The 12,876-nt window shown below is 68.9% G+C and carries 13 protein-coding genes; 10 read left to right on the top strand and 3 right to left on the bottom strand.

Features of this window, described 5'->3' with window-relative positions:
* The first annotated feature begins 38 nt into the window (after positions 1-38).
* The 6 genes from FB475_RS34555 (at position 39) to FB475_RS34530 (ending at position 4,383) form a co-directional block, all read left to right on the top strand.
* On the top strand, positions 39-1,034 hold the full coding sequence (locus tag FB475_RS34555; protein WP_141862407.1) for a S41 family peptidase: 996 nt from the start codon (positions 39-41) through the stop codon (positions 1,032-1,034).
* 9 nt (positions 1,035-1,043) lie between these two features.
* Positions 1,044-1,772: a peptidoglycan editing factor PgeF gene (gene pgeF / locus FB475_RS34550; protein ID WP_141862405.1), complete on the top strand. Its 729-nt coding sequence runs from the start codon at positions 1,044-1,046 to the stop codon at positions 1,770-1,772.
* The gene (locus tag FB475_RS34545; RefSeq protein WP_141862403.1) at positions 1,769-2,482 is read left to right on the top strand and encodes a YggS family pyridoxal phosphate-dependent enzyme; all 714 of its coding nucleotides are present in this window, start codon (positions 1,769-1,771) and stop codon (positions 2,480-2,482) included. Before pgeF ends, FB475_RS34545 begins: the two co-directional genes overlap by 4 nt.
* Positions 2,483-2,561: 79 nt before the next feature.
* Positions 2,562-3,140, top strand: coding sequence for a cell division protein SepF (locus tag FB475_RS34540; RefSeq protein ID WP_141862401.1), 579 nt, complete (start codon positions 2,562-2,564; stop codon positions 3,138-3,140).
* A gap of 50 nt (positions 3,141-3,190) precedes the next feature.
* Positions 3,191-3,496, top strand: coding sequence for a YggT family protein (locus FB475_RS34535; RefSeq protein WP_141862399.1), 306 nt, complete (start codon positions 3,191-3,193; stop codon positions 3,494-3,496).
* Between the two features lie 134 nt (positions 3,497-3,630).
* The gene (locus FB475_RS34530) at positions 3,631-4,383 is read left to right on the top strand and encodes a DivIVA domain-containing protein (protein ID WP_141862397.1); all 753 of its coding nucleotides are present in this window, start codon (positions 3,631-3,633) and stop codon (positions 4,381-4,383) included.
* A gap of 118 nt (positions 4,384-4,501) precedes the next feature.
* On the opposite strand, the gene ileS is transcribed toward FB475_RS34530, so the two are convergent.
* Positions 4,502-7,642, bottom strand: a complete 3,141-nt coding sequence (gene ileS / locus FB475_RS34525) for an isoleucine--tRNA ligase (RefSeq protein WP_141862395.1) — start codon at positions 7,640-7,642, stop codon at positions 4,502-4,504.
* Positions 7,643-8,179: 537 nt separating this feature from the next.
* Here ileS and FB475_RS37955 point away from each other — a divergent pair.
* From FB475_RS37955 to FB475_RS34505, 4 genes are read left to right on the top strand one after another with little or no spacing between them, the layout of a single operon-like run.
* Positions 8,180-8,887, top strand: coding sequence for a TraR/DksA family transcriptional regulator (locus FB475_RS37955; protein WP_141862393.1), 708 nt, complete (start codon positions 8,180-8,182; stop codon positions 8,885-8,887).
* Positions 8,860-9,606: a signal peptidase II gene (lspA, locus tag FB475_RS34515; protein WP_238332623.1), complete on the top strand. Its 747-nt coding sequence runs from the start codon at positions 8,860-8,862 to the stop codon at positions 9,604-9,606. Before FB475_RS37955 ends, lspA begins: the two co-directional genes overlap by 28 nt.
* Complete coding sequence (locus FB475_RS34510; RefSeq protein ID WP_141862391.1) at positions 9,603-10,547, top strand: RluA family pseudouridine synthase; 945 nt, start codon at positions 9,603-9,605, stop codon at positions 10,545-10,547. The genes lspA and FB475_RS34510 overlap by 4 nt, the downstream gene beginning before the upstream one ends.
* Positions 10,548-10,602: 55 nt before the next feature.
* Entirely contained in the window at positions 10,603-11,295 is a 693-nt protein-coding gene (locus FB475_RS34505; RefSeq protein ID WP_185759567.1) for a DUF998 domain-containing protein, read from the top strand.
* On the opposite strand, the gene FB475_RS38240 is transcribed toward FB475_RS34505, so the two are convergent.
* Together FB475_RS38240 and FB475_RS34500 are read right to left on the bottom strand one after the other, a co-directional pair.
* The gene (locus tag FB475_RS38240; protein ID WP_202878682.1) at positions 11,289-11,660 is read right to left on the bottom strand and encodes a response regulator transcription factor; all 372 of its coding nucleotides are present in this window, start codon (positions 11,658-11,660) and stop codon (positions 11,289-11,291) included. The two genes, FB475_RS34505 and FB475_RS38240, sit on opposite strands and share 7 nt — an antisense overlap.
* The gene (locus tag FB475_RS34500) at positions 11,627-12,859 is read right to left on the bottom strand and encodes an HD domain-containing phosphohydrolase (protein ID WP_202878681.1); all 1,233 of its coding nucleotides are present in this window, start codon (positions 12,857-12,859) and stop codon (positions 11,627-11,629) included. Before FB475_RS34500 ends, FB475_RS38240 begins: the two co-directional genes overlap by 34 nt.
* Positions 12,860-12,876 lie beyond the last annotated feature (17 nt).

Here is a 12,876-nt window from a genome sequence, read left to right as displayed (position 1 = left end):
TCTTGACGCTTTGTCAATCGAGATGGTCTACTCCCGGCATGGAAACCGAAGAGATCAGGTCCGTGCTCGGCCGGTTGGGGGCGTTGGTCGGCGAGCACTACGTCTTCCCCGACGTCGGCGCCGAAGTTGCGGACCGCCTGGCGACAGCGGTCGCCGACGGCCGGTACGACGAACTCCACACGCCGGCGGAACTGGCCGAAGCGGTCACGGCCGACCTGCAGTCCGGCAACAACGACAAGCATCTGCGGCTGATCTTCCGTCGCGACGGGCTGCCGGACGAGACGGACCCGGTGGCGGAGGAAGCCCACTGGCGCCGGCGAGCCGCGCTCGACGCCGGTGGGATGGCGCGGGTCGAACGGCTCGCCGGTAACATCGGGCTGCTCGAGATCCGCCCGTTGCTGTATGCGCCAGAACACGCCGCCCCCGCGGTAACGGCAGCACTGTCGCTGCTGGCGTCGACCGATGCGCTGCTGCTCGACCTGCGTCGTTGCCTCGGCGGATCACCGGATCAGGTCGCGTTCATCTGCAGCTACCTGCTCGACTCCGACGAGCCGATCCACCTGCAGGACCTGGTCACCCCGGCCGACGGGACGACGCGGCAGTTCTGGACGGCGCCGTACGTACCGGGTCCGCGGTTCGACCGGGCCAAGCCCATCTGGGTGCTGACCAGTACGGCGACCTTCTCCGGCGGCGAGGAACTCGCGTACAACCTGCAGCAGTTCAAGCGGGCGACGATCGTCGGCGAACGGACCGGTGGCGGCGCCCATCCGCGCCGCGGCTTCAAGCTGCACGAGCAACTCGAGGCTTCGGTACCGGTGGCGCGTTCGGTCAACCAGGTCTCCGGCACCAACTGGGAGGGCACCGGTGTCGCTCCCGAGCTGGAGGTTCCGGCGGAGCAGGCGTTCGACGAGGCGTATCGGCGGGCGGCCGAGCACGTCCTCGGGCTGCAGGGGGACCCGGAGCGCAACGGTGTGACGGACGAGGCGCGGACCGTGCTGGGTCCGGTGGCTGCGGCTGTGGGTACGGCTGGATAGCCTTTGGTCGTGTTCGGCTACGACGAGGTTCTCTCCGCCGCCCGGGTCGCCTTCACCGATCGGTACGGCGGCGCCAGCAAACCGCCGTACGGCGAACTCAACCTGGGCAGCGCCTCCGGCCCGGACGCCGACGGTGTGATCGCCAACTTCGCGTTGATCGCCGGCGAGTTCGGCGTACCCGCGGACCACGTGGTGCGGGTCAGCCAGGTGCACGGCCGTGACGTCCATGTCGTCCGGCCGGACGACGTACTGCCGGCCCGGCCGATGCCGAAGGCCGACGGTCTGGTCACGACCCGGTCCGACGTCGTACTCGCCGTCCGCGCCGCCGACTGCCTGCCGGTGCTGCTGTCCGGCGACGGAGTGATCGGCGCCGCGCATTCCGGCCGCAAGGGCATGTACGTCGGGATCGTCCCGGCAACCGTCGACGCGATGCGCGAACTCGGCGCCGCGAACATCACCGCGGTGCTCGGCCCGTACGCCTGCGGCAAGTGCTACGAGGTCCCGGACGAGATGCGCGCCGAGGTCGCCGCGCAGGTACCGGCGTCGTACTCCGAGACGACCTGGGGTACGCCCGCGATCGACGTCGCCGCCGGTGTGAAGGCGCAACTGGCCGAGCTCGGTGTCGAGGTCGTCGACGCCACCGCGTGCACGATCGAATCCGAGAACCTGTACTCGTACCGCCGCGAAGGACCTGAGAGCGGCCGGATGGCTGGACTGATCAAGCTGGTCACGCCATGACCGATCGCGCCGAGGAGCTCCGGGGCAATCTGGAACAGGTGCAGGAGCGGATCGAGAAGGCCTGCCAGGCGGCCGGCAGGGCCCGGGACGAGGTGACCCTCGTCGCGATCACCAAAACCTTCCCAGTCAGCGATGTACGGGCGCTGGCGGACCTCGGGATCACCGATGTCGGCGAGAACCGTGAGCAGGAGCTCAAGGTGAAGGCGCCGGACTGTCCCGACCTCACCTGGCACTTCGTCGGGCAACTGCAGTCGAAGAAGTCACGCTCGGTCGCGAAGTACGCGTCGGTCGTGCACTCCGTCGACCGGCCGTCACTCGTCGACGCGTTGTCGAAGGCGGCCGTCGCGGAGGAGAAGTCGTTGCGCTGCCTCATCCAGGTGAGCCTGGCGGCGTACGGCTCCGCGGACGCGGCGACCGGCGCGAGCCGCGGCGGTGTCGAGCCTTCCGACGTACTCGCCCTGGCCGCGGCGATCGCCGGCGCGGACGGCCTCGAGATCGGTGGCGTGATGGCGGTCGCACCACTCGGGTCGGACGCGGGCGACGCGTTCGCGGGGCTGCGCGAGGTAGCGTCGCGGCTACGCTCCGAACACCCGGGCGCGGACTGGATCTCGGCCGGGATGACCGGTGATCTGGAGGCCGCGATCCAGCACGGTGCGACACACGTTCGGCTCGGGCGCGCATTACTCGGTACGCGCACTCCACTGGGTTAGTGTCGACATCGAGCGGGTTTGCTTCCTGCTCATCGTGTTGCCGAGTTGTCGTCGAACCGGATCGAGGTGCTGAGGGGCCATGAGCGGCGCACTGCGCAAGATGGGTGTGTACCTCGGCTTGGTCGAGGACGGGGAGCGCTACAACGCCCGCTACGACGACACCTACGACGATGAATACGACGAGTACGACGAAGACGTCGACGGGGACGCCCAGGAGACCGAGCCGGTACCCGCCGGCCGGGAGAACCGTGAAGCTCGCGAGCACCGCGAGGAGCGCCAGGACCGTTCCGAGCGTTCGGACCGTGCGGACCTGGGCGGCGCCACGGTCAGCAAGTTCCCAGACCGGCGCGGGGTCGCGCCGTCCCCGGAGGTTACCGAGTTGGCCCGCATCACCACCGTGCACCCGCGCAGCTACAACGAGGCGCGCGTCATCGGTGAGCACTTCCGCGACGGCACGCCCGTCATCATGAACCTGACCGAGATGGACCACGCCGACGCGAAGCGGCTCGTCGACTTCGCCGCCGGCCTGATCTTCTGCTGCCGCGGCTCGATCGAGCGGATCACCACCAAGGTGTTCCTGGTCTGCCCGCCGAACGTCACGGTGGCCGCCGAGGAGAAGGAGAAGATCGCCGCGGACGGGTTCTACAACCAGAGCTGAGGCTCTGGTTCGCGACCTGGCTTCCGGGGTCTTCTACACTCGTTCTCGACATGGATGCTCTAGCGCTCGTCCTCATCGTTCTTTACTGGGTGCTGCTCGCCTTCTTCCTGGTGCTGGTGGCCCGGTTCGTGCTCGGTCTGATCGTGATGTTCGCGCCGCAGTGGCACCCGAAGGGTCCGCTGCTGCTGTTGTTCGAGCTGATCTACTCGATCACCGACCCGTTCCTGAAGCCGTTGCGGCGGATCCTGCCCCCGATCGGGGCCGGTGGAGTGCGGATCGACCTGTCCACATTGATGCTGTTCGTCATCGTCTCGGTGGCCATGGCGATCAACTCGACGGCCCTCCGATCGTTGTGAGCATGAGGGTCTTCAGGAGTGGGTAGGTAGAGCCCGGATTCCGTTCTAAGACAACGAAGCGATAACGTGATCTACTGAGTCGCCAAGGCGAGACCACGGGGACTCCGCCAAGACACAGACAAACGAGGTGAAAGATGCCGCTGACGCCGGATGACGTCCGCTCGAAGCAGTTCACGCCCGTCCGACTACGGGAGGGCTACGACGTCACAGAGGTCGACTCCTTCCTCGACGAGGTGGAAGCCGAGCTCGAGCGACTTCTCGCCGAGAACGAGGAGCTGCGGGCCAAGCTCGCGGCGGCCCAGCGCGCGGGCGCGGACCAGCAGCGGCCGGTCGACCAGACCGCCGCGCTGCCGCCGGTCGTGCAGCAGCCGAAGCCCCCGGTCGTGGTCGAGAAGCCCGAGGAGCCGAAGCCGCCGGTCGCGGTTCCGGGTGCGGCCGCAGCGGCCGGCACGGTCGGTGACGCCTCCAGCTCCGCTGTGCGGCTGCTGGAGATGGCCACCAAGCACTCCGACGACCTGGTCCAGGAGGCGAAGGACACCGCCGACAAGATCATCGGCGAGGCCCGGGCCAAGGCGGAGCGGCTGGAGAACGAGGCGCGCGGCAAGGCCGACCGGATGACCGGTGAGGCCCGGGCCCGGGCCGAGAAGCTCGACGGGGAGATCGCCGAGCGGCGCGCGCAGATGCTCGGCACCCTGGAGAAGCAGAAGGGCCAGCTCGAGCGCACCATCGACGACCTGCACGCCTACGAGCGCGAGTACCGCAGCCGCCTGAAGACGTACTTCACCGAGCAGCTGAAGGCGCTCGGCAACGGCGACGACACGCTCAGCCCGCGGAACGGTTTCCGTCCCGAGGCCCGCGCCCAGGCGCACGGCGGCCACGGGGTCTGACAGTCTGCAACGAAGGGGCGGTGCTTTCCGGCGGCACCGCCTCTTCGTCATGTCTGGACCCGATTGACTGGCTGTCCCTTTCCGGTGACAGCCAGTCAATCCCAGGCCATCGTCAGGCTCAGGCCTTGGTCAGCCAGTAGGTCAGCTGCAGGTCCTCTTCGGTGCCGGTGGCAACATCGGACTCCGACGGCGCGGACTGGTTCAGCTCGACGGCCAGGACCTCGCGGGCGATCTCGTCGGCGTGCTTGCCGAGCGCATCGGACAACTCGGTGTCGGTCGAGGTCAGCCAGACCTTGATCCGGTCCGACACCTCGAGGCCGGCGTTCTTCCGGGCCTCCTGCAACGTGCGGACCACTTCGCGGGCCAGACCGGCCTGCTTCAGCTCCGGCGTCACCTCGAGGTCGAGGGCAACGGTCTCGCCCTGCTCGTTGACCACCGACCAGCCTTCCTTCGGCCGCTCGGACACCAGTACTTCGGACTCGCTGACCTGGACGTCCTCGCCGTCGACCACCACGGTCGCCGTACCGGACTCCTTCAGGGCAGCGGCCAGAGCGCCGGCATCCGCCGCCGCGATCGCGGCCGCGACCACCGGGGTCTGCTTGGCGAACCGCTTGCCGAGCTCCCGGAAGTTGCCCTTGGCCGAGAACTCGACCAGGTCCGCACCCGCCGAGGACAGCGGCGCGACCGAGCCGACGTTCAGCTCGTCCGCGATCTCCCGCAGCAGCTCCGGCGACAGGTCCGCGATCGCTGCCGAGCCGACCAGCGCCCGCGCCAGCGGCTGCCGGGTCTTCACCTTCGCCTCGGCGCGCGCCGACCGGCCGAGCTCGACGACCCGGCGGGCCATCGACACGTGTTGCGCCAGTACGTCGTCGATCAGCGTCTCGTCGTACGTCGGGAAGCTGGTCAGATGGACCGACTCCGCCAGGCCGGGCGTGACCGGGCGGAACACGTCCTGCCAGACGCGTTCGGTGACGAACGGCGTCAGCGGCGCCATCACCCGGGTGAGCACCTCGAGCGTCTCGTGCAGGGTGGCCAGCGCGCTCGCGTCACCGGACCAGAACCGGCGGCGGGAGCGGCGGACGTACCAGTTCGAGAGCACGTCGACGAACGAGTTGATCAGCAGGCCGAGCCGCTGCGTGTCGAACGCGGCGTACGCCTCGTCGGTGTCGCGGACCAGCCGGTGCGTCTCGCTGACCAGCCAGCGGTCCAGCACCGAACGGTCCTCGACCGCCGGGGCATCAGCCGGTGACCAGTCCGCCAGCCGGGCGTACAGCGCGTGGAACGCGACCGTGTTCCAGTAGGTGAGCAGCACCTTCCGGACGATCTCGTTCAGCACGTTCGGCCCGATGCCGCGGGCCTTCCACGGCGACCCCGACGCGGCCATGAACCAGCGCACCGCGTCCGCGCTGTGGTCGTCCATCAGCGGGATCGGCTCCAGGATGTTGCCGAGATGCTTGGACATCTTCCGGCCGTCCTCGGCCAGGATGTGCCCCAGGCAGACCACGTTGCGGTACGACGACTCGTCGAACACCAGCGTGCCGATCGCCATCAGCGTGTAGAACCAGCCACGGGTCTGGTCGATCGCCTCGGAGATGAAGTCCGCCGGGTAGGTCGCCTCGAACTTCTCCTTCGAGCCCTCCACCCACGGGTAGCCCCACTGCGCGAACGGCATCGAGCCCGAGTCGTACCAGGCGTCGATCACCTCCGGCACCCGGCGCGCCTCGGCACCACAGGTCGGGCAGTCGAACGTGATGTCGTCGACGTACGGCCGGTGCGGGTCGGTGCTGCTCAGGTCGCGGCCGGCCAGCTCGCCGAGCTCGGCCAGTGAGCCGACGCAGACCTGGTGGTCCTCACCACAGCGCCAGATCGGCAGCGGCGTACCCCAGTAGCGGGAACGGGAGACAGCCCAGTCGATGTTGTTGCGCAGCCAGTCGCCGTACCGGCCCCACTTGACCGACTCGGGGAACCAGTTGGTCTTCTCGTTCTCACGGAGCAGCGCGTCCTTCACCTGGGTGGTGCGGATGTACCAGGAGGGCAGCGCGTAGTACATGACTGGGGTGTGGCAGCGCCAGCAGTGCGGGTACGGGTGCTCGTACGGCACGTGCTTGAACAGCAGGCCGCGCTCCTTGAGGTCCTTGAGCAGGTCCTCGTCCGCCTTCTTGAAGAACTGCCCACCGACCAGCGGTACGTCGGTGTTGAAGTGGCCGGTCGTGTCGACCGGGTTCACCACCGGCAGGTTGTACGCGCGACCCACCGCGAGGTCGTCCGCGCCGAACGCGGGGGACTGGTGGACCAGACCCGTACCGTCCTCGGTGGTGACGTACTCCGCGAGCACGACGTAGTGCGCCGGCTCGTCGAACGGCACCAGCTCGAACGGCCGCTGGTACGTCCAGCGCTCCATCTCGCGGCCGCCGTACTCACCGGTGACCGTCCAGCCCTCACCGAGCCGGTCGAGCAGCGGCTTGGCCACCACCAGCGACTCGTTGCCGTCGGTGGCGACGACGTACTCGACGTCGGGGTGTACGGCGACCGCCGTGTTCGACACCAGCGTCCACGGGGTCGTCGTCCAGACCAGCAGCGACGCCTGACCCGCCAGCGGGCCGGAGGTGAGCGGGAAGCGGACGTAGACCGACGGGTCGACGACCGTCTCGTAGCCCTGGGCGAGCTCGTGGTCGGACAGGCCGGTGCCACAGCGCGGGCAGTACGGCGTGATCCGGTAGTCCTCGACGAGCAGGCCCTTCTCGTGCACCTGCTTGAGCGACCACCAGACCGACTGGACGTACTCCGGGTCCATCGTCTTGTACGGGTGCTCGAGGTCGACCCAGTAGCCCATCCGGACCGTCAGCTCGTTGAACGCGTCGACGTGCCGGAGCACCGACTCCCGGCACTTCGCGTTGAACTCGGCGATCCCGTACGCCTCGATGTCCGGCTTGCCGTTGAAGCCGAGCTCCTTCTCGACCGCGACCTCGACCGGCAGGCCGTGGCAGTCCCAGCCGGCCTTGCGCTCGACCCAGAAGCCCTTCATGGTCCGGTAGCGCGGGAACACGTCCTTGAAGACGCGGGCCTCGATGTGGTGCGTGCCGGGCATCCCGTTCGCCGTCGGCGGGCCTTCGTAGAACGTCCACGGCGTACCGCCCGCGGACTGCTCGAGGCTCTTGGCGAAGGTGCCGTGCTCGTCCCAGAGGGTGAGCACCTCGCGCTCCATCGCCGGGAAGTCGACCTGTGCGGGAACCTGCCGCCAGGGAGTATGTGCCGCCATCCGTTCGTCCTTCGTCGCGTCCTGCTGCTGGGGACGAGGGACGAAGTAGCCGGTGTGGCCGGTTACCGCGCGGTACCACCCTCCTTGGTGACCCAGAGTCCGGTCACCCACTTCCTTAACGAGACGCTGCCGGTTCTAATAGGTCCCTGCGGACCGTTCTTCCGGCGGCTCCGGGGTGATGGCCCCATCATTGCCTTGCGGTTCTCGGTCGTCAGTGTACGGCGTTGTACCAGGCGACTACGAATCGTTAATCGGTGGTGCGGCACGAAGTCGGCCAGCAGAATTCTCTCGGCGGCCGAGGTGGGGAGGAGAACGAGGTCCGGGGACGGCTCGAGCGACTAGTGGCCTGACCTGGGAAGTGTTACGGACAGTGATGTCTGCAACACGGTTGTGACGTTGGGAACATCGAGCGGACTTGAAGAACCGACTACCTTATGTCCACGGTCTGCGCGTCAGGCTGGCACGTAATGGGCACGTGTCCTAAGGTCTTGCGACCAGTCCGCTCCAGTCTCCGACGAAGGCAGGGGGTAGCTGACCATGGCTACATCGGCACCCAAGAAGTCCGCCCCCCAACGCACCGCCGCGGCCAAGAAGAGTGCCGCCGAACACAGTGCCGCCAAGAAAGCCGAGCCGGTTCAGAAGACAGCGGCCCGGAAAAGCCCGGCGAAGACCTCGCCGGCCAAGAAGACCACCGCGGTGAAGAAGTCGGCAGCGACTTCAGCGACCACCGCGGCGAAAAGCACGGCGGCGAAGAGCCCTGCCAAGAAAGCTCAGACGAAGAGGGTGGCCATGAAGACGAACGAGAACAGGACCCCGGCGACGGCGCCGGCCAAGTCCGCGGCACACACGGCCGAGAGCTTCAAGGTGAAGCCGGGCGAGGATCCGTGGACCGCCGCGGAGCTCGCCGAGCTGCGGGCCGAGCTGGAGGGTGAGGTCGAGCACCTCAAGGAGGAGATCCGCGAGGCCGAGCAGGAGATCGTCGGCCTGTTCCGCGACGGCAGCGACGGCGCCGGCAACGACCAGGCGGACGTCGGCTCCACCACCCTCGAGCGGTACCACGAGCTGACGCTGGCGAACAACGCCCGCGACATGCTGAACCAGATCGAGTTCGCGCTGACCCGGATCGACGACGGCACGTACGGCGTCTGCGAGAACTGCGGCAACGCGATCGGCAAGGGTCGGCTGCAGGCGTTCCCGCGTGCGACACTGTGTGTCTCATGCAAAGAACGCCAGGAACGCCGCTGAACAACCCCGCCCCGCCAAGCGAGGCGGACGAACCAGCCACCCCTGAGCCGGCCGACAACCCGTCGGCCGGTTCGCTGTCGTCCCCACCCGGCGCGAGCCTCGGATCGCCTTCCGGGGCCGATGTCGCCGAAGGCGGCGAGGCCGAGTCGCCGGGTGGGATTGATGGCTCCGGCTCCTCCGCCTCCTCGGCCGATGTCGCCGCCAACGGCGGCGAGGCCGGGGGTGGGCGGTCGTGGAAGTGGACTGTGCTGTTCGGTGGGGTTGGGTTGGTGGTGTTGTTCCTCGATCAGTTGACGAAGGCGCTTGCGCTGGCGCATCTGACGCCGGGGGAGCCCGTCAACGTGATCGGGAGTCTGCTGAAGTTCAACCTGATCCGGAACCCGGGCGCCGCGTTCAGTCTGGGTGTCGGTTACACGCCGTACATCAGCGCGATCCAGATCGTCGTCGCGGTCGGGGTGGTCTACCTGTCCCGCAAGCTCGGTTCGGCCGGCTGGTCGGTGGCGTTCGGGTTGCTGTTCGGCGGTGCCGTCGGGAACATCCTGGACCGGATCTTCCGTGAGCCGTCCCCGTTCCACGGGCACGTGGTGGACTTCCTGCAGACGCCGCACTGGGCGATCTTCAACGTCGCGGACATGGCCGTGAGCTCGGCCGCGATCCTGCTCGTCATCCAGACCCTGCGCGGGATCAAGCTCGACGGCACCCGGGAGCAGCGGCGGTGACATCGGGACCATCTGGGACAGCCCGGACCGTCATCGTGCCGGACGGTCTCGCGGGGGAGCGGCTGGACGCGGCACTGTCCCGGCTGTTCGGCGTGTCCCGGACGAAGGCGGCCGAGCTGATCGAGTCCGGTCTGGTCCAGGTGGACGGCGTACCGGCACCGAAGTCGTCCCGGGTCGCCGCCGGCGTACTGCTCGACGTCGAGCTGCCCCCGCCGCCGTCCGAGGTGACCGTGGTCCCGGAGACCGTGGACAACCTGCGGATCGTGTACGACGACGACGAGATCGTGGTCGTCGACAAACCCGTCGGCGTCGCCGCGCACCCCTCACCGGGCTGGACCGGTCCGACGGTGATCGGCCACCTGGCCGGAGCCGGGTTCAGCATCTCCACCAGCGGCGCCGCCGAGCGCAAGGGCATCGTGCACCGCCTGGACGTCGGCACGTCCGGGCTGATGGTGGTCGCGAAGACCGAGTACGCGTACACCGTGCTGAAGCGCGCCTTCAAGGAGCGCACGGTGAAGAAGATCTACCACGCACTCGTCCAGGGTCACCCCGATCCGTTCACCGGCACGGTCGACGCGCCGATCGACCGGCACCCGCACCACGACTACAAGTTCGGCGTGGTGGCCGGCGGCAAGCCCAGTGTCACGCACTACGAGACCCTCGAGGCTTTCCGGTACGCGACTCTGCTCGAGATCACCCTCGAGACCGGCCGGACACACCAGATCCGTGTGCACATGTCCGCGATCGGGCACCCGTGCTGCGGTGACCTGACGTACGGTGCCGACCCGGTGCTCGCGGAACGCCTCGGCCTCACCCGCCAGTGGCTGCACGCAATGCGCCTCGGCTTCACCCACCCGGGCACCGGCGAGTACGTCGAGTTCACCTCGCAGTACCCCGAAGACCTCGACCACGCCCTGGATCTCCTGGTCGACGCGGTCTGATCCGATGGGGTGAATGCCTCATGTTGCCGGAGCGGTCCGGCGAGACGCTGCCGGCATGAACAGACACCTCACCACAGGACTCGCTGCCGCGGCCGTCGCCGCGCAACCGTTGTTCGTCGCCGGATGGGCGATCCTCGGCGCGCTCGAAGGCCACGGGTACGACGCCGGCCGCCACGACATCAGCGACCTGACCGCGCTGACGGCCCACCACGCGACGCTGGCCCGCCTCGGCACCGGCCTCCCCGGAGCAGCGACCATCGCCTTCGCGCTGCTCGCGCTCCGCCCGGCCCTGCGGACCCAGGACGGCCGCGGATCGATCGGGCCGTGGCTGCTCGCATTGTCGCTCCCCGGCTGGGACGGACTGAGCGACGCGTTCTTCCGGCTCGACTGCCGGGCCGCGGACGCCGGGTGCTCGCCCGCCGACGCGTTCGGATCCTGGCACGCCAAGGTGCATCTCCTGTCCTTCGTGATCGCGGCGCTCGCCACGATCGCCGCGCCGTTCGTGCTGTCCCGCAGGATGCGACAGGTCGACGGCTGGCAAGACCTGGCACGTCCGACACGCATTGCAGGCTTCGCGGTGATCGCACTGCTGCTCATCACCGGCGTGACCTCGGGTACGGCGATCCAGGGCTGGACGCAACGCGGTGCTGCCGCGCTGGTCTCGTCCGGTGTCGCACTACTCGCCTGGCGGATGCTGCAGTTGCAGAGCAGACCACTGCGAACAGCCACGCTGGCCGCGGGTCACTGACCGTCCGCCTCGAAGCCCCCGAGCAGTCCGTGCCGTGCCGCGAACAGGGTCGCCGCAGCACGACTCCCGACACCCAGCTTCGTGTAGACGTGCTCGACGTGGTTGGACACGGTCTTGGGTGCCACACCGAGTTCCCGGGCGATCTGCTTGTTCGTCTGCCCGCGGGCCAGCAGTGCAAGGACCTCCAGCTCGCGAGAGGTCAGCCCGGCCGGCTGTTCGCGCCGTACCTGAGTTCGCAGACCCGCAGCACGGAGTACGGCGTTGACCGCGTCGCCGTCCAGCCGTCCGGCTCGTACGTCGTCCCGCAGCCGCCCGGCAGCGGTGTCGGCACTCAGCGCCGGGCGGTACGGCCGCGGTTCGAGCATCGCGTGGTACGCGTCGCTGCCGCCAACAGACGATCGGCCGGTGTCAGAGCAGCGGCGGTCAGGCCGCGGGGATAGCCGGAGCCGTCGAGCCGTTCGTGGTGGTTCGCGGCGATGTCGCGACTGCGGGACAGCGCGCCGACGCGGCGCAGCATCCGGTCGGTCAGGTAGGGGTGCAGCCGGGTCCGTTCCCGCTCCAGGTCGCCGAGTGGTCCGCGCCGGTCCCAGATGGAGTTCGCGATCCCCAGCCGGCCCAGGTCGTGCAGCAGGCCGGCGCGGAACAGCTCACGCTGCTCGGCCGGCGGCAGGCCCGACAGCTGCCCGGCCTTGGCCGCGAGGTTGGCCACGCCGCGCGAGTGACCGGCCGAGCACGGCGACTTGATGTCGACGAGATCGGCCATTGCCGCCAGTACCTCGTCGAGCGCGTCCCCGGCGACGCTGCGGATCGGACCGGGCTCGAGCGCGAGTACGGCGTCCCAGCCGGCAGCGGTCTGGAGATCGTCGAGTACGGCGTCGGCGTGGTCGGCGAACGCGGTGACGACGTCGGGGTCGTAGAGCGTCCCGGCATGCCGCTGCGCTGTCTCGACGGCACGGTCGACGCCGTGCCGTCGGCTGACCACCTCGATCGGCCCGGCGAACTGCACCAGCCGGGAGGGGAGCGCGATGGACGTCCCACGCAGGTGCCGCGGCGTTCCCTTGCCGTCCCACTGTTCGTACGCCTGCTGCAGCGAGGTGACAGTCGCCGCACCCAGGCCGACGCTCTCCGCGAAGCGGCTGCCGAGCAGGGCGTGAGTGGTCAGCCACGACTCGACGGTCCGCTGACCAGCGAGCGGGAAGACGGCCACCCGACGTACCCGCTGCCACGCGGTGCCGTGCGAGGCCACGCGCCGCAGCAGAAACGCCGCGGTCTGGACCGTGCTCATCCCGAGCATCTCGTAGCTGTCTGCCTTGAAGGAGATGTCGTCACCGAACCACTGCGACTGCTCGGCGGCGTCCGCGTGACAGTAGGCGTTCATCAGCAGGCCGAGGTAGTACGTCGCAGCGCGGTCGGCGGGGTCCGCTCCGGTCAGGTCGGCGAGGCGGAGCGCGATCACGGTCTGGCGCAGGCAGTGCTCCAGCGGCTGGCCGAGCCCGAGGTCGGCGGCGTACGACAAGGTCGCCACCAGCTCGGCGATCCTGACGCTGCCGGGTACGCCACCCATGTCCCGAGTGTGCGCCG

Origin of the sequence: Kribbella jejuensis, assembly GCF_006715085.1 — a bacterium.
GTDB lineage: Bacteria > Actinomycetota > Actinomycetes > Propionibacteriales > Kribbellaceae > Kribbella > Kribbella jejuensis.
Note: the sequence above shows the minus strand (reverse complement) of the source record. Positions and strands in the feature narration are given on the sequence as shown.

Bases quoted from the DNA above. Each gene is read 5' to 3' on its own strand.
- FB475_RS37955 (WP_141862393.1), top strand. From the start codon at position 8,180: ATGGCTACATCGGCACCCAAGAAGTCCGCCCCCCAACGCACCGCCGCG.
- FB475_RS34505 (WP_185759567.1), top strand. From the start codon at position 10,603: ATGAACAGACACCTCACCACAGGACTCGCTGCCGCGGCCGTCGCCGCG.
- FB475_RS34535 (WP_141862399.1), top strand. From the start codon at position 3,191: ATGGATGCTCTAGCGCTCGTCCTCATCGTTCTTTACTGGGTGCTGCTC.
- lspA (WP_238332623.1), top strand. From the start codon at position 8,860: ATGCAAAGAACGCCAGGAACGCCGCTGAACAACCCCGCCCCGCCAAGC.
- FB475_RS34500 (WP_202878681.1), bottom strand. From the start codon at position 12,859: ATGGGTGGCGTACCCGGCAGCGTCAGGATCGCCGAGCTGGTGGCGACC.
- FB475_RS34545 (WP_141862403.1), top strand. From the start codon at position 1,769: ATGACCGATCGCGCCGAGGAGCTCCGGGGCAATCTGGAACAGGTGCAG.
- ileS (WP_141862395.1), bottom strand. From the start codon at position 7,642: ATGGCGGCACATACTCCCTGGCGGCAGGTTCCCGCACAGGTCGACTTC.
- FB475_RS38240 (WP_202878682.1), bottom strand. From the start codon at position 11,660: ATGCTCGAACCGCGGCCGTACCGCCCGGCGCTGAGTGCCGACACCGCT.
- FB475_RS34530 (WP_141862397.1), top strand. From the start codon at position 3,631: ATGCCGCTGACGCCGGATGACGTCCGCTCGAAGCAGTTCACGCCCGTC.
- FB475_RS34540 (WP_141862401.1), top strand. From the start codon at position 2,562: ATGAGCGGCGCACTGCGCAAGATGGGTGTGTACCTCGGCTTGGTCGAG.
- FB475_RS34555 (WP_141862407.1), top strand. From the start codon at position 39: ATGGAAACCGAAGAGATCAGGTCCGTGCTCGGCCGGTTGGGGGCGTTG.